General features: G+C 65.1%; 13 protein-coding genes. 7 read left to right on the top strand and 6 right to left on the bottom strand.

What is annotated here, in order from left to right; genetic code table 11:
* Positions 1-9: 9 nt before the first annotated feature.
* Together ACEWPL_RS03665 and ACEWPL_RS03660 are read right to left on the bottom strand one after the other, a co-directional pair.
* The gene (locus ACEWPL_RS03665) at positions 10-2,517 is read right to left on the bottom strand and encodes a heavy metal translocating P-type ATPase (RefSeq protein ID WP_393930021.1); all 2,508 of its coding nucleotides are present in this window, start codon (positions 2,515-2,517) and stop codon (positions 10-12) included.
* A 332-nt stretch (positions 2,518-2,849) separates the two neighbouring features.
* Positions 2,850-3,800: a radical SAM protein gene (locus ACEWPL_RS03660; protein ID WP_393930023.1), complete on the bottom strand. Its 951-nt coding sequence runs from the start codon at positions 3,798-3,800 to the stop codon at positions 2,850-2,852.
* Between the two features lie 160 nt (positions 3,801-3,960).
* On the opposite strand from ACEWPL_RS03660, the gene zwf reads away from it, so the two are divergent.
* From zwf to ACEWPL_RS03640, 4 genes are all read left to right on the top strand, one after another.
* A complete protein-coding gene (zwf, locus tag ACEWPL_RS03655; RefSeq protein WP_393930025.1) occupies positions 3,961-5,418 on the top strand; it encodes a glucose-6-phosphate dehydrogenase in 1,458 nt (485 codons plus the stop codon).
* On the top strand, positions 5,415-6,086 hold the full coding sequence (pgl, locus tag ACEWPL_RS03650; protein ID WP_393930027.1) for a 6-phosphogluconolactonase: 672 nt from the start codon (positions 5,415-5,417) through the stop codon (positions 6,084-6,086). The genes zwf and pgl overlap by 4 nt, the downstream gene beginning before the upstream one ends.
* Before the next feature lies 1 nt (position 6,087).
* Complete coding sequence (gene pgi, locus ACEWPL_RS03645) at positions 6,088-7,689, top strand: glucose-6-phosphate isomerase (RefSeq protein WP_393930029.1); 1,602 nt, start codon at positions 6,088-6,090, stop codon at positions 7,687-7,689.
* Positions 7,690-8,008: 319 nt separating this feature from the next.
* Complete coding sequence (locus ACEWPL_RS03640; RefSeq protein WP_393930031.1) at positions 8,009-8,284, top strand: glucose-6-phosphate isomerase; 276 nt, start codon at positions 8,009-8,011, stop codon at positions 8,282-8,284.
* Between the two features lie 71 nt (positions 8,285-8,355).
* Here the strand turns inward: ACEWPL_RS03640 and eno are convergent, their stop codons facing one another.
* The 3 genes from eno to xth all read right to left on the bottom strand — a co-directional run bounded on the left by eno (position 8,356) and on the right by xth (position 11,412).
* Positions 8,356-9,633: a phosphopyruvate hydratase gene (gene eno / locus ACEWPL_RS03635; protein ID WP_393930033.1), complete on the bottom strand. Its 1,278-nt coding sequence runs from the start codon at positions 9,631-9,633 to the stop codon at positions 8,356-8,358.
* A gap of 80 nt (positions 9,634-9,713) precedes the next feature.
* A complete protein-coding gene (locus tag ACEWPL_RS03630) occupies positions 9,714-10,610 on the bottom strand; it encodes a DMT family transporter (protein WP_393930035.1) in 897 nt (298 codons plus the stop codon).
* Positions 10,611-10,632: 22 nt separating this feature from the next.
* Positions 10,633-11,412, bottom strand: coding sequence for an exodeoxyribonuclease III (xth, locus tag ACEWPL_RS03625; RefSeq protein ID WP_393930037.1), 780 nt, complete (start codon positions 11,410-11,412; stop codon positions 10,633-10,635).
* A 383-nt stretch (positions 11,413-11,795) separates the two neighbouring features.
* Here xth and ACEWPL_RS03620 point away from each other — a divergent pair, with 383 nt between their 5' ends.
* Genes ACEWPL_RS03620 through ACEWPL_RS03610 form a run of 3 tightly spaced genes read left to right on the top strand, consistent with a single transcriptional unit; the run spans position 11,796 to position 14,435 of the window.
* Positions 11,796-12,386 (top strand): hypothetical protein, encoded by a 591-nt coding sequence (locus ACEWPL_RS03620; RefSeq protein ID WP_393930039.1) that lies wholly within the window; start codon positions 11,796-11,798, stop codon positions 12,384-12,386.
* A gap of 58 nt (positions 12,387-12,444) precedes the next feature.
* Positions 12,445-13,530 carry a DUF6902 family protein gene (locus tag ACEWPL_RS03615; protein WP_393930041.1) on the top strand — a complete coding sequence of 362 codons (1,086 nt, stop codon included), beginning with the start codon at positions 12,445-12,447 and terminating at the stop codon, positions 13,528-13,530.
* The gene (locus ACEWPL_RS03610) at positions 13,527-14,435 is read left to right on the top strand and encodes a DMT family transporter (protein ID WP_393930043.1); all 909 of its coding nucleotides are present in this window, start codon (positions 13,527-13,529) and stop codon (positions 14,433-14,435) included. Before ACEWPL_RS03615 ends, ACEWPL_RS03610 begins: the two co-directional genes overlap by 4 nt.
* Before the next feature lie 36 nt (positions 14,436-14,471).
* On the opposite strand, the gene ACEWPL_RS03605 is transcribed toward ACEWPL_RS03610, so the two are convergent.
* Positions 14,472-14,795: a HesB/IscA family protein gene (locus ACEWPL_RS03605; protein WP_393930045.1), complete on the bottom strand. Its 324-nt coding sequence runs from the start codon at positions 14,793-14,795 to the stop codon at positions 14,472-14,474.
* Positions 14,796-14,882 lie beyond the last annotated feature (87 nt).

Raw genomic sequence — 14,882 nt, 5'->3', positions numbered from 1 at the left:
CTACCCTCCTTATTCCGCCGGGGCCGGTGCGAAATTGGTGGCTGGGCGCGGCGGCGCGACCTCCCGCAATGCGGGCCGCAGACGGCGCAAGCGCAGCGCGTTCGACAAAACAAAGACCGAGCTGAGCGCCATCGCACCCGCTGCCAGAACTGGCGAGAGTTGCAGGCCAAAAGCCGGGTAGAGCGCGCCGGCCGCCACCGGGATCAGCGCCACGTTGTAACCGAAGGCCCAGAAGAGGTTTTGCCGGATGTTGCGCATCGTGCGGGTGGATACCGTGATCGCGTTGACCACGCCGCGCAGATCGCCGGACATCAGCACGACATCGGCGGATTCGATGGCCACATCCGTGCCGGTGCCAATGGCAATGCCGATATCCGCATGGGCCAGCGCGGGCGCATCATTGATGCCATCGCCGACAAAGGCGATCTGCCCGCCTGTGCGCAATTCGTCCAGCGCGGCGACCTTGCCCTCGGGCAGAACGCCCGCGATGACATGGTCGATGCCGGTCTCACGCGCGATGGCCTCCGCCGTCTCGCGCTTGTCGCCGGTGATCATCGCCACCTTCAGCCCCAGATCATGCAGGGCGCGGATCGCCGCCGCGCTGGCGGGCTTGACCGGATCGGCCACGGCGACGACCGCCGCGACTTGCCCGTCGATCGCAGCATAAAGCGCCGTGCGACCCTGCCGGGCCAGATCCGTCTCAGCCTCGGTCAGCGCGCCCGGCTGCAGCCCTTCGCGGGCCATCAGGCGCTCGGCCCCGATCAGGATGTCGCGGCCCGCGACCTGTGCGCGCACGCCATGGCCGGTGATCGACTCGAACCCCTCTGCCCGGTGGCGGGGCGCCCCTTCGGCCTCGGCGGCAGCGACAATCGCCTCGGCGATGGGATGCTCGGACTGCGCCTCGACAGCGCCGGTGAGGCCTAGGACCTCGGCCCGGTCGAACCCGTCCGCCAGCACCAGATCGGTCAGCGCCGGGCGCCCCTCAGTCACCGTTCCGGTCTTGTCCAGCGCCACGATACGCACGCCGGACAGCTGCTGCAAAGCATCGCCTTTGCGAAAAAGCACGCCCATTTCCGCCGCGCGGCCCGTGCCCACCATGATCGAGGTCGGCGTTGCCAGCCCCATCGCGCAGGGGCAGGCGATGATCAGCACCGACACGCCCGCGACCAGCGCATAGGACAGCGCCGGGGAGGGGCCGAAGACCAGCCAGACCAGCACGGTCAGCACGGCCAGCGCCATGACGGCGGGCACGAACCAAAGGGTGATGCGGTCAACCATGCCCTGCACGGGCAGCTTGGCGCCCTGCGCCTCTTCGACCATGCGGATAATCTGCGCCAGCGTGGTATCCGCGCCAACGCGCGTCGCGCGAAACTGAAAGCTGCCCGAGCCATTGACCGTCCCGCCGGTGACCGGATCGCCCTCGGTTTTCGCCACGGGAAGAGGCTCGCCGGTGATCATACTCTCGTCGATGCGGGCGCTGCCTTGGGTGATTTCGCCATCCACCGCGATGCGCTCGCCCGGGCGGACCAGCAGAGTCGCGCCTGCGCTGATCTGCTCTATCGGCAGGTCCTGCGGTTCGCCATCTACCAGAACGCGCGCGGTGCGGGCCTGGAGCCCGATCAGCTTCTGGATCGCGGCCCCGGTGCGGCCCTTGGCCCGCGCTTCCATCCAGCGACCCAGCAGGATCAGCACGACGATGACCGCCGCCGCCTCGAAATAGACGGCGCGCGATGCCTCGGGCAGAAGCGCCGGGGCGAAAAGCGCGACGAGCGAATAGAGATAGGCCGCAGAGGTGCCGACCGCGACAAGGCTGTTCATGTCGGGCGCGCCTTTCAGCAGAGCCGGGAACCCCTTGGTGTAGAAACTGTGTCCCGGCCCGGCCAGAACTGCGGTCGTCAGCACGAACTGGATCAGCCAGCTGGTGTGATGCCCGATGGTCTGCCCGATCAGCGCGTGCATGCCGGGGATCACATGCGCGCCCATCTCCAGCAGGAAGACGGGCAGCGCCAATGCGGCCGCCAGCATCGTCTTGCGCGCCATCGTGCGGGCCTCTTCAACCTTGCGAGCGCCGGGCTCCCCCTCCGCGGCGGCGGCCACCGCCAGTTTTGCCGGATACCCTGCCTCCTCAGCGGCGCGCAGCAGGTCCTCGAGTTGCACCGCGCCTTCGGCATAGGTCACCGTCGCGGTCTCGGAGGCGAGATTTACCGCGACGTCTAGGACTCCCGGAACAGCGGCCAACGCCTTGTCGACGCGCCCGACGCAGGAGGCGCAGGACATCGACGCCACGTTCAGCCGGACCGTCAGCTCGCGAGGAGGATAGCCGGCCTCTTGCAGGGCCGCCACGATATCGCCCGCGCGCTCCGGCGCGTCAATTTGCGCCTGAACCGTTTCGGCCGCGAGGTTCACGGTGACCTCGGATACGCCCGGCAGGCCCGTCAACGCGCGCTCGACACGGCCTACGCAGGAGCCGCAGGACATATTCTGAACGGTAAACCGGAGAGGGTGCGCGTGTGGCATGGGGGTGCTCCTGCAAGTATTCGAGCTTCACATAAGGGTTCCATTGGCTGGAAGGTCAAGGGACAGTTGCGAACTTACTCGACGTGCCCCGCCGGCCCAGATGCCGGACAGCGCGTTGCCGCCCCAGATCAGGATCAAAACGCCGCTTTCCGCATGTCCTAAAGAGCTGTCCACCCCGCTCCGACCTGGCGAAGGGCTCTTGCCCTCGACGCTGATCAATCGCCGGAGCAAAGGGCCAGACTGGCCCGCAGGACCCTACTTGCCCGCGCCGCCATCCCCATTTCTTTTTGCCAAAAATATCCACGGGTCCGGGGCAGAGCCCCGGCGACCTCTCAGGCCGAGCAACTCGCTCCGCCCAAAACGCAGAACTTCGCGCAATGGGGATGGTTGAGCGATACGTCCCGCTCGGCCTCGGCCAGAGTCTCGCCCAGCTCGAACTCGGACGCGTAGGGCAGGAGGGTGCAGGCCAGCACGGCGGGGCGCGCCGCGCCCTTGCGCTTGACCACCATGCGAGACGAGGCGCACATCACGGTCTCCGGCGATTTGCCCAGGATATCCCAGCAGCCGGTGGTGATCTCGGGCACCTCGACCGCTTCGTCCATCTCGGGAAAGAGGACAGTGGCGCCCGGATCGACGGCGTCGATGTCATAGCCGCGCGCCGCATAGAGGCGGGCATAGCCGGCGCGGCCTTCGGCCTCGCTCTCGCCCCAGACGGTGCGGCCAGCGACGGCCATCGGCACGCCTGCGCCCTTCAGCCAGTCCATGCCCTCCAATGTGCGGGCAAATGCGCCTGCACCGCGCTCCTTGTCGTGCAATTCTTCGGACCAGTGATCGACCGAGATGCGGAAGGTCATCTTGCCGGGCCAGGCGGCGTTCAACTCTTCGATGCCCGCGCGCATTTTCTTGCGCATCATGGGGCGCATGGCATTGGTCAGGATCAGCACCTCATAGCCGCGCTCAAGGGCCGCGCGCGCCATCCCGATCATCTCGGGGTTCATGAAAGGCTCGCCGCCGGTGAAGGCGATTTCGCGCACGGGCCAGCCGCGCGCCTCGATCTGGTCCAGATACTCGGCCACCTCGGCCTCGGTGATATAGACCAGCGCGTCATTGGTAGGCGAGCTGAGGATATAGCAATTCTCGCACTCGATATTGCAGAGCGTTCCGGTGTTGAACCACAGCGTATCGGGCCGGGTCAGCGCGACATGGGCGCGCGGCTCGCCCTTGGCGGTCACCTTTGGGTCGCGAAACTTGCCTGCATTGGGGGTCTCGATTGCGTCTTTCATGCGGTCCTTCCCGAAGTGCCTGACTCGCTTGCCTGACTTGCGTGCCCGTCATCCGTGCCTATCCCGGCTGCCCGCTGCTGGAAAGCGGCGCGCCGGGATCTGACAGAGTTGTGAACGCGGCGCAGAGTGCTAAGGTGCGCGGCGAAGAGGAGCCCTGTTCATGGTATCGCGCGTCATTCCAGTCCAGCCATTCGATCTGGTGATTTTCGGTGGCACCGGCGACCTGGCCCGGCGCAAGATCCTGCCGGCCCTTTTTCGCCGCTATTGCGCGGGCCAGATGGGCGAGGAGGCGCGCGTGATCGGTGCGGCCCGCGCTGAGATGGACGATGCAGGTTACCGCGATTTCGCCCGTGCGGCGATCACGGAATTTGGCGCCGATACCGCCTGCGGCTCGGACCGTCTGGACGCGTTCCTAGCCCAGCTTGGCTATGTCACGCTGGACGCGCGCGGCGAGGATGGCTGGGGCGCTCTGAAAGAGCGTTTGACCGGTGAGGGGCGCATACGGGCCTTCTACTTCTCGGTCGGGCCAGGCCTTTTCGGCGATCTCGCCGAGCGGATCGAGGCGCATGGGCTGATCTGCGCGGATACGCGCGTGGTGGTCGAAAAACCCTTCGGCCGCGATTTGGCGTCGGCGCGCAAGCTGAACGCGGCGCTGGCGCAGCATTTCGACGAGACGCAGATCTACCGGATAGACCACTACCTGGGCAAGGAGACGGTGCAGAACCTGATGGCCATCCGCTTTGGCAACACCCTGTTCGAGCCGCTTTGGAACAGCCAGTATGTCGATCATATCCAGATCACGGTGGCCGAATCCGGTGGGGTCGGCAGCCGGGGCGAGTATTACGACAAGTCGGGCGCGATGCGGGACATGATGCAGAACCATATCATGCAGCTGCTGTGCCTGACCGCGATGGAGCCGCCCGCGAAGTACGATCCGCACGCCGTGCGCGACGAAAAGCTCAAGGTGATCCGCGCGCTTGAGGACGTTCAGCCCGCTGACGTGGTGCGCGGCCAGTATGAAAGCACCGATACCCTGCCCAGCTATGCCGAGGAGGTCGGCAACCCCGACACCCAGACCGAAAGCTTTGTCGCGCTGAAGGCGCGGATCGGCAACTGGCGATGGGCGGGCACGCCTTTCTACTTGCGCACGGGCAAGCGGCTGCGCGCCCGCGCCAGCGAAATCGCCGTGGTCTTCAAGGACGCGCCCCATTCCATCTTTGGCGCCGATGCGGGGCGACACCGCAATATCCTGACGATCCGGCTGCAACCCAATGAAGGGATCGAGATGGGTGTGACCATCAAGGAGCCGGGACCGGGCGGGATGAGACTGGTCGACGTGCCGCTGGACATGACGTTTTCCGATGCACTCGGCCCCGAGGCCGATGATATCCCCGACGCCTACGAGCGGCTGATCATGGACGTGATCCGCGGCGATCAGACCCTCTTCATGCGCGGGGACGAGGTGGAGGCGGCCTGGGAATGGACTGACCCCATCATCGATGAGTGGGAGGCGTCCAGCCGCCCGCCCTGCACATACGCGACAGGAAGCTCGGGGCCGGACGACGCGCTGGCCCTCATGCACCGCGACGGACGCCGCTGGCGGGAGATACGCACATGAATCTGATCGAATACCCGGATGCCGAATTCATGGCGATGGGCCTTGCCGATGTGATGGCCGCTCAGCTGAACGCCGCGCTGCGCCAGCGCGATCGCGCCCTGCTGGTTGTGCCGGGTGGGACAACGCCGGGCCCGGTCTTTGACACGCTGTGCGGCGCGCGCGTCGACTGGGGCCATATCGACATCATGCCCAGCGACGAGCGTTGGCGCCCGCAGGCGCATCTGCGCTCGAACGCGGGCCAGATCGCGCAGCGCCTCATCTGCGAGCGGGCGGCGGCGGCCACCCTCCTGCCGCTCTATGTCGAAGATGCCTCGCCGGAAGAGGCCGCGCCGGGGCTGGCCGAAGGCCTGACGCCGCGCCTGCCGATCGACGTGGCGCTGGTCGGCATGGGCGGTGACATGCACACCGCCTCGATGTTTCCGCGCGCCCCCGGCCTCGAGGCGGCACTGGCGCATGATGCACCCGCCGTGCTGCCCGTGCGGATCGAGGGCGAGCCGGAGCCGCGTGTCACGATGACGGCGCGGGTGCTGCGCGGCGCCATGCACCTGCATGTGGTCATCACCGGCGACGGTAAGCGCAACGCGCTGGAGCGGGCGCGCACGATGGATGCCGCCGATGCGCCGATCACCGCGCTTCTGGACGATGCCACGGTTCACTGGGCCCCCTGACATGTGGCGCGACATCAAATCCATGGCGGGCAACGCGCGCAGTCGCGGCATTGCGCCGCTCTTCGGGGCAGGGCGGGCCGCCGAATTCTCGGCCCGGTTCGACGGGATGCTGCTGGACTATTCCAAGACCTCGATGGACGAGGCGGCGCGCGCCGCGCTGCTGGCGCTGGCGAGCGCGCAGGGCCTGCCCGAGCGGCGCGAGGCCATGTTCACCGGCCAGCCCATCAATGAAACCGAGGGCCGCGCGGTGCTGCATACGGCGCTGCGCAATTTCTCGGGCGGGTCCATCATGGTGGATGGCAATGATGTGATGCCCGGCGTGCGCGATACGCTGGCGCGGATGCGCAGCTTTGCCGGGGCCGTGCGCAGCGGCGCCTTCAAAGGGCCAGGCGGCCCGATCACCGATGTGGTCAATATCGGGATCGGCGGCTCGCATCTGGGCCCTGAGATGGCAGTGCGCGCGCTGGCGCCCTACCATGACGGGCCGCGCTGTCACTTCGTCTCAAACGTGGATGGCGCGGACATTACCACCGCCTTGGGCAGATTGGACCCGGCGACGACGCTGATCCTTGTGGCGTCCAAGACCTTCACCACGACCGAGACGATGACCAATGCCGCCACCGCCCGCGCCTGGATGGCCGGGGGCGTTGACGATCCCGGCGCGCAATTTGCCGCGCTCTCTTCGGCAACGGAGGAGGCGGCGGAATGGGGCATCCCGGCCGAACGCGTCTTCGGCTTTGAAGATTGGGTCGGCGGGCGCTATTCGATCTGGGGACCGATCGGTCTTTCGCTGATGATTGCCATCGGGACTGAGAATTTCACCGATTTCCTGCGCGGCGCCGAGGCGATGGATGGCCATTTCCGGGACGCCCCGCCGCAGCAGAACATGCCTCTCATGCTCGCGCTGACCGGGCTCTGGCATCATCAGGCCTGCGGATATCAGACGCGCGCCGTGCTGCCTTATGACCAACGTCTGGCGCGGCTGCCGGCCTATCTGCAGCAGCTCGAGATGGAATCGAACGGCAAGGGCGTCGGCATGGATGGCCGCCCCCTGGCGCATGGCGGCGGCCCTGTTGTCTGGGGCGAACCCGGCACGAATGGCCAGCACGCCTTCTACCAGTTGATCCACCAAGGCACGCAGGTGGTGCCGTGTGAATTCCTGCTGGCCGCCGAGGGACACGAGCCGGAACTTGCCCACCAGCACCGGCTGCTGGTGGCAAATTGCCTCGCTCAATCCGAGGCGCTCATGCTGGGCCGGAGCCTCGACGAGGCGCGCGCGCTGATGAAAGAGCGTGGCTTTACCGGGGCGGAGCTGGATCGGCAGGCGCGGCACCGCGTCTTTCCCGGCAACCGTCCCTCGACCACGCTGATCTATGATCGTCTGACGCCGCGCCGCCTGGGCCAGATCATCGCGCTCTACGAGCACCGCGTCTTCGCTGAGGGGGTGGTCCTCGGGCTCAACTCATTCGATCAGTGGGGGGTCGAACTGGGCAAGAAGCTGGCCCAAGAACTTGGCCCGGTCCTGACGGGCGAGGCGTCTGGAGAGGGCAAGGACGGATCAACCCGGCAACTGATACACTACGTTCACTCTATAACAGGCTGATCCGCCCTCTGGCCACGCGCCCTCCAGGGGAGATCACGCAGCGTCCTTTTGGCGCCGCACGGCGTGCGGCGCGATTCTGGCAGGAATCCGCCGGCGCTTCGCAATCGGAAATTCGCCATACCGTTCCGCCCAATCGCCTAGATTCACGCGGAAACCCGCAAATAGTTTCATCGGATAAGCATTTTTTCGCTGAATTCTTGAAAACGGCAGTTCGCGTTGGAACCTTCCGGCGCGACATGTGTTGATGCGTCAGCGCCGGGTGCTTTGCGTATTGCATGGCCCGGGTGACGGACACGAGAGACATATTAAGGAGAAGTAAATGAAACCTTGGATTTCCGCAGTCGCCCTTACCGCGGTTCTGGGCCTTGGAGCCTGTGAGAACCTCACGTCCAACCAGCGCACCGTGGCCGGTGTTGCCGGCGGCGCAGCCGCAGGCCTGCTGACAGCCGAAGCGCTGGGGGCCGACGACGACTGGAAGCTGATTTCCGCCCTGGGCGGCGCAGCAGCCGGTACGGTCGTGGCGCAGAACCAGAACCAGCGGGTCTGTGCATATTCGCGCGGCGACGGCACCTATTACGAGGCGCCTTGCCCGTAAGTATTGCGGCATAGCACATGAGAAAGGCGCGGCAATTTTGCCGCGCCTTTTTTATTCCACGATGATCCCGCTCAGCCGCGCAGGATGCTGCGCCCCGCATATTCCGCCGTCTCGCCCAGCAGCTCCTCGATGCGGATCAACTGGTTGTACTTCGCCAGCCGGTCCGAGCGTGCGAGGCTGCCGGTCTTGATCTGCCCGCAATTCGTGGCAACGGCGAGGTCTGCGATGGTCGCATCCTCCGTCTCGCCCGAGCGGTGGGACATGACGTTGGTATAGCCCGCGCGATGCGCCATATCGACGGCGCGCAGCGTTTCCGTGAGGGTGCCAATCTGGTTGACCTTCACCAGCATCGAATTGGCGCAACCGCGCGCGATGCCATCGGCCAGACGCTCGGGATTGGTGACAAACAGGTCATCGCCCACCAGCTGCACCTTGCCGCCCAGCGTGTCGGTCAGCGCCTTCCAGCCGTCCCAGTCATCCTCGGCCATGCCATCCTCGATCGAGATGATGGGGTAATCGGCGACAAGCGCGGCGAGGTAGTCCGCATTCTCCTGGGAGGTCAGCGATTTACCCTCGCCCGTCATCTCATATTTGCCGTCTTTGTAATACTCCGTCGCGGCGCAATCGAGGGCAAGATGGATATCCACGCCCGGCTTGTAACCGGCCTTTTCGATGCTTTTCAGGATGAAATCGAGCGCCTCGCGGGCGCTGGCGATATTGGGGGCAAAGCCACCCTCATCGCCGATCCCGGTGGAAAGGCCCGCTGCCGACAGCTCTTTCTTCAGCGTATGGAACACTTCAGCGCCCATGCGCACGGCCTCGCGGATGTTGTCCGCAGCAACCGGCATGATCATGAATTCCTGAATGTCGATCGGATTGTCCGCATGCTCTCCGCCATTGATGATATTCATCATCGGCACCGGCAGAACATGGGCCGAGGTGCCGCCGACATAGCGATAGAGCGGCTGGCCGGTGTAATCCGCCGCCGCCTTGGCCACGGCCAGCGAAACGCCGAGGATGGCATTGGCGCCGAGGCGCGACTTGTTGTCGGTGCCGTCCATCTCGATCATCGCCATGTCGATGGCCACCTGCTCGGTCGCGTCGAATCCGTCGAGCGCATCGGCGATCTCGCCGTTGACGGCCTCTACCGCCTCCAGCACGCCCTTACCCATGTAGCGAGCCTTGTCGCCATCGCGCCGCTCGACCGCCTCATGCGCGCCGGTGGAGGCGCCCGAGGGCACGGCGGCGCGGCCCATCGTGCCATCCTCGAGGGTGACGTCCACCTCGATCGTGGGGTTGCCCCGGCTGTCGAGGATCTCGCGGGCGTGGATGTCGATGATGCTGCTCATGGGGCGGGTGTCCTGATCATTGAAATTGGCTTTGACGCCGCCTTTAGCAAAGGCGCGCGGCAAAGGGAATTCTGGTAGCGCTAGAGGGGACCTTTGGGTTTGGCTTGCCGAAACGCCCGGCGCGCAATCCGCTGCTCGCGGATGAGGGTGTAAAGGCCCGAGGCGATGATGATCGCGGCACCCAGCAGGGTCCAAAGGTCCGGCCGCTCGCCCAAGAGGGACATGCCGAGGATCAGTGCAAAGAGCAGGCGGGCATAGCGGAATGACGTGACAGCGGCGATTTCCCCGATGCGCATCGCGCCGACGATGAAGTAGTAGCCCAGCACGCCAAAGATGAGCGCGCCCAGAAGGTACGCCCAGGCGGTGGGGTTTGGCATCGCGGCGCCGCCACTGAACGCCAGCAGGACCGCGCCGGTGGGCACCATCGTGCCGAAAGCATAACAGCTAAGCTGCATGGACGAGATGTTGGACGGGATCGTGCGCGTCGCCAGATCGCGGATCGCGAGGCCGAAGACCGACACGACCGCGAAAACCGACGAGATGTCGAACCCCTCCAGCCCCGGCCGCACGATCATCAGCACGCCGCCAAAGCCCACGAGGATCGCGGACCAGCGCCGCCACCCCACCTGCGCCCCCATGAAGAGCGCGGCACCCAGCGTGACCGCCAGCGGCGTGGCCTGAAGGATGGCCGATACGGTTGAAAGATCTGCCATGGCCAGCGCGGTGACATAGCTGACCGCCGCGATGATCTCACCCAGATTGCGCAGCATGACGGGCCGCGTCAGCAGGATAGGGCTGATCAGGCGCGCGCCCTGAGCGCGGGCGGCGATGGCAAAGACGGCGCAACCCCCTGCGCCCAGCATCATCAACATCTGCCCTACCGGCAGATCCTCGGACAGGAGTTTGACGAAGAGATCCTCAGCGGCAAAGCCCGCCATTGCCACCACCATCAGGAGGCTGCCACGCAGATTGTCCATTGCAGGTCCTTTCAGGGACGGATCAGGCGCTGAGGCGCACCCAGACAGGCACATGATCCGACGGTTTTTCCCGCGCGCGGACCTCGCGATCGATCTGGCAGTCTTCCAGCAGATCGGCGCAGGCCGGGCTGAGCAGGAAATGGTCGATGCGGATGCCGTCATCGCGGTTCCAGGCGCCGGCCTGATAATCCCAGAAACTGTAATGACCGGGGCCGAATGTGCGGGCGCGGAACGCCTCGGTGAAGCCGAGGTTCATCAGGCGGCGGAAGGCGGCCCGCGTCTCATAGCGGGCCAGCGCGTCATCCTTCCACGCCTCGGGGCGCTTGGCATCCTCGTCCTGCGGGATGACGTTATAGTCCCCGGCCATCAGAAACGGCTCTTCCAGCGCCAGCAACTCGGTTGCCCGGGTCTGCATCCGCTCCATCCAGGCCAGCTTGTAGTCGTATTTCGGACCCGGCGCGGGGTTGCCGTTGGGCAGGTAGAGCCCGCAGACGCGGATGGCGGTGTCGCCCATCACCGTGGCCTCGATCCAGCGGGCCTGCTCGTCGCTATCATCGCCGGGCAGGCCGCGCGTGACATCCTCCAAGGGAAGTTTCGACAGGATCGCAACCCCGTTAAAGCCCTTTTGCCCATGCGTTTCGACGGTATAGCCGCGATCCTCGAAAATCTCGCGCGGAAAGGCCTCATCGACCGATTTGATCTCTTGCAGCAGCACGACGTCGGCCTCCGCCTCGTCCAGCCAATCCGGCAGTGCGGTGATGCGGGCCTTGATGCCGTTGATGTTGAATGTCGCCACTTTCATCGGTCGGTCCTCGCGCGGTCTGGATGCTGATCCCACCTATTACGCAGCGGGGCGGCAGGGGCAAGGGAGGGCCGGAGGCCCAAGGGCGAATCGCGGTGCTGATTCCGGTCACGATAGGCATGGTCTGAAAACGTAAAACACGCTTGGGTTGTATCTTGACTTGGAAATTTTCTGCTGAAACAGGCTCTAAAACGCCTCGCAAACTCCCCTGTGGATAAGTTTTTTTGCCATTCGGATTCTTTCAAGAGTCCGTGAAACTTAGGCGATGTTCTTGAGATCGCGCGACAGTGATGGCTCGCCTTTAGGTTGAAATTTTCCTTGGCAGCTTTGCGTCAAGCTGCAAGCCTTTGAGTGTCTGCAACTTCAATCTGGGGATTATGAAAATGACAGCACAACGCAAAGTTGAAACCACCTTCGGCGCAACCAACACCGTTCGCACGGCCAGCCTGCATGACGGTATCGGGGCCGAGATGTTCACCTCGTCCATGGGCCCGATCATGTCGGCAGATGCCGGTCTGGGCGAAGGCCTCGAGATGTTCACCTCCTCAATGGCGCCCAGCGTGACCGCCGATGCCGCCGCCGGTGACGCGGTGCAAATGTTCACCTCGTCCATGGCACCTTCGGCCCGCACCGACACGGCCGCCGGCGACAATGTCGAGATGTTCACCTCCTCGATGTGCCCCTCGGCCCGTTCGGATGCCAGCCTTGGCGACAACGTTCAGATGTTCACCTCCTCGATGGCACCGTCCGCACGCGCAGACGCGTCCGCCGGTGACAACGTCGAAATGTTCACGTCGTCGATGAGCCCCTCGGTCACCGCCGACGCCGCCGCAGGTGACAACGTTCAGATGTTCACATCGTCCATGGCACCGGTTGCCGCAGGCGAGGCCGTTGGCGCCTTCACCTCCTCGATGGCCCCGGTGACCGCCGCACGCGAAGGCGACGCGGTCGAGATGTTCACCTCGAGCATGTAAGCGCACACCCGAACGGGGCGACCGGCCCGGACCAATCTAGAAAATGGAGTTCACCAAAATGACCACCATCGTCCAGCTCGACGTCCCGTTCCGGCAGCACAGCAAGGCCGCACGCCAGGCGGCCTTGCTCAAAACCTTCGCCCAGACGCGCCGCACGCAAGAGGATGTTTTCTGGCTCAAGGAAAACGCCGAGATGCTGAACATCCTTGAATGCACCGGGGCGGATATCGCGCCGGGCGCCTTGGCGCCTTATGAAAAATTCTACGATGACATCGAAGAGCGGATGGAATTCTTTCCGCAATATTACCGCTTCCTGCTATCGCTTTGCCTGGATCTGGAGGATCTTGGCATGACGGGTGACAAGGGCGCTGCACTGGCCGCCTGGGTCGCCGATCAAGGGCTGGCCGATGCTGAGCTGTCGGATCTGCAACGCGCCGAGGCCCGCCGCCTCTGCGCACGGCGGGGCATCGATCCGCTGCCCGCGGATGACGGCCTCGACACGCGCCTGCGCGGTTTCGCGGGGCGCTCGCACACATTCGCCATGCCGAACAAGAAAGCGGCCTACGAGCTGACACATATTGTCTTCTACCTGTCCGAATACGGGCGCAAGGATCCGCAGCTGGACGCTCAGGCGCAGCGCAGCTTGATGTTTGCGGGCACGCTTGCCTTCCTCGATTTCAACGCCGACCTTCTGGCCGAGATCTGCCTTGCCATGCGGTTTGCCGGGATGGAGGCTCCCGAAGTGTGGGCGATCTGGCTGACCCAGCAGATCCGCACCTTCTCGCTCGAGGATAGCGACGGGCTGCAGGACGATTACCACGAATACCTGATGCTCAATTGGTTCATGACGCGCGCTGGCCAAGGCGGCTTTGGCGATCATGTGCCGGAGGGACGCGTCACCTTTGCCCGCACGCGGCCCTCCTCGGCGCCGCTGCGTGAGTTGTCGCATTGCATCTATTCCATGGGTCGCGCCCGCTCCTCCGACTGGGAGGTGATGCGCGACGAGGTCGCGGCGCAGGTATCGGACGAGGCGCAGGCCGCGCTGATCGCAGCCGAGGCGTCGACCGACCAGTTTGGAGCGTTCTTCGAAGATTTCGCGAGGGTGGGTCTGAGGGGCGGCATGGCGCGGGGGGCAGCGCTGTGATCGCCGCGCGCACCGCAGGGGCGGCAATTGCGGCGGGCGTTGGCCTGACGGTCATCTATACGGCTTTGATCTCCAGCGCGGACGCGATCACCAAGATGTTCGCCGCGAGCTATGCGGCGCCGCAGCTTTTTGCCCTGTCGGGCGGTATCGTGGCCCTTCTGGCGGTGCTGGTCAACCGCGCCGGGCCCAGCCCGCGCGGCGTTGGCACGCGCTGCCCGCGCGCCATGGCGGTGCGCAGCGTTGCCACCGTCCTAGGCGCGGGGGCGTTTTTCTACGCGTTCCGCCTGCTGCCCTTTGCCGAGGTGTTTCTCTTCATCGCGATGATCCCGCTCTTTACCGCGCTTCTCTCTGGCCCCGTGTTGGGGGAGGCCGTGCGACCGCAAGCCTGGGGCGCGCTGACGCTGGGTATGATCGGTCTGCTCTGCCTCGCGCCGGGCGGCTTTGAAAGTTTTGGGGCTGGGCATGCGGTGGCGCTGGCCGCGGTATTGCTGGGAACGGTGTCGATGATGGCCTCGCGCTATATTGGGATGCGGGACGGCAACCTCTTGGCGCAGGTCTTTTGGCCCAATCTTGCGCTGGCGGCTGTCAGTGCCTGTGCGCTGCCTTTCGTCTGGGCGCCCATGGGGACGGCCGATCTGGGCTGGGCCGTGCTCTATGCCGGGCTTCTCTTCGGGGCGCGCTGGGTGCTTGTGGCGGCGTTCAAGATGTTGCCGGCGTATGTGATCACGCCCCTGATGAACCTGCAGTTCCTGTGGATGGTCGTCATCGGTGCGGCAGTGTTCGGGGAGGTGCCCGGCGCCGCGATCTACCTCGGGGCGGCGCTTGTGATCACGGCGGGCGCATGGCTGATCTACGATCAGGCCTATCCCGGCGCCGCTGCGCGCAAGGTGGTCCCGGCGGAGTAAAGGTGATGCGCGAGCTGCGTCGCGCAATCATCTAATTTACATGGAAAAAGACGTGCCGCAGCCACAGCTGCTGCTGGCATTCGGGTTCTCGATCACAAAGCGCGCGCCGATCAGCTCTTCGCTGAAATCGATTACCGCGCCGGTCAGAAACGGCAGCGAGACGGAATCGACGACCACCTTCTGTCCTTGGCCTTCCAGTACCAGATCATCCTCGGCGGGGGTGTCCAGTTTGATGTCATACTGAAAGCCCGAGCACCCGCCGCCTTCGACCGCGATGCGCAGGGCCTGCCCCTGATCTCCAGCGCCGATTTCGCTCAGGCGCTCGAACGCGCGGGGGGTGACTTTGGGCGGCAGGTTCATAAGGGCCTCCACTGGGGGACGTGCGATGGGTTTGGACAGTTTCACTGTCGATACGTTTGCAATATATGGGGCGCAGCATCACCCGGC

The organism is Roseovarius roseus, assembly GCF_043355935.2.
Classification (GTDB): domain Bacteria; phylum Pseudomonadota; class Alphaproteobacteria; order Rhodobacterales; family Rhodobacteraceae; genus Roseovarius; species Roseovarius roseus.
Note: the sequence above shows the minus strand (reverse complement) of the source record. Positions and strands in the feature narration are given on the sequence as shown.

Bases quoted from the DNA above. Each gene is read 5' to 3' on its own strand.
- ACEWPL_RS03620 (WP_393930039.1), top strand. From the start codon at position 11,796: ATGACAGCACAACGCAAAGTTGAAACCACCTTCGGCGCAACCAACACC.
- eno (WP_393930033.1), bottom strand. From the start codon at position 9,633: ATGAGCAGCATCATCGACATCCACGCCCGCGAGATCCTCGACAGCCGG.
- pgi (WP_393930029.1), top strand. From the start codon at position 6,088: ATGTGGCGCGACATCAAATCCATGGCGGGCAACGCGCGCAGTCGCGGC.
- ACEWPL_RS03665 (WP_393930021.1), bottom strand. From the start codon at position 2,517: ATGCCACACGCGCACCCTCTCCGGTTTACCGTTCAGAATATGTCCTGC.
- ACEWPL_RS03615 (WP_393930041.1), top strand. From the start codon at position 12,445: ATGACCACCATCGTCCAGCTCGACGTCCCGTTCCGGCAGCACAGCAAG.
- ACEWPL_RS03605 (WP_393930045.1), bottom strand. From the start codon at position 14,795: ATGAACCTGCCGCCCAAAGTCACCCCCCGCGCGTTCGAGCGCCTGAGC.
- zwf (WP_393930025.1), top strand. From the start codon at position 3,961: ATGGTATCGCGCGTCATTCCAGTCCAGCCATTCGATCTGGTGATTTTC.
- pgl (WP_393930027.1), top strand. From the start codon at position 5,415: ATGAATCTGATCGAATACCCGGATGCCGAATTCATGGCGATGGGCCTT.
- ACEWPL_RS03660 (WP_393930023.1), bottom strand. From the start codon at position 3,800: ATGAAAGACGCAATCGAGACCCCCAATGCAGGCAAGTTTCGCGACCCA.
- ACEWPL_RS03640 (WP_393930031.1), top strand. From the start codon at position 8,009: ATGAAACCTTGGATTTCCGCAGTCGCCCTTACCGCGGTTCTGGGCCTT.
- xth (WP_393930037.1), bottom strand. From the start codon at position 11,412: ATGAAAGTGGCGACATTCAACATCAACGGCATCAAGGCCCGCATCACC.
- ACEWPL_RS03630 (WP_393930035.1), bottom strand. From the start codon at position 10,610: ATGGACAATCTGCGTGGCAGCCTCCTGATGGTGGTGGCAATGGCGGGC.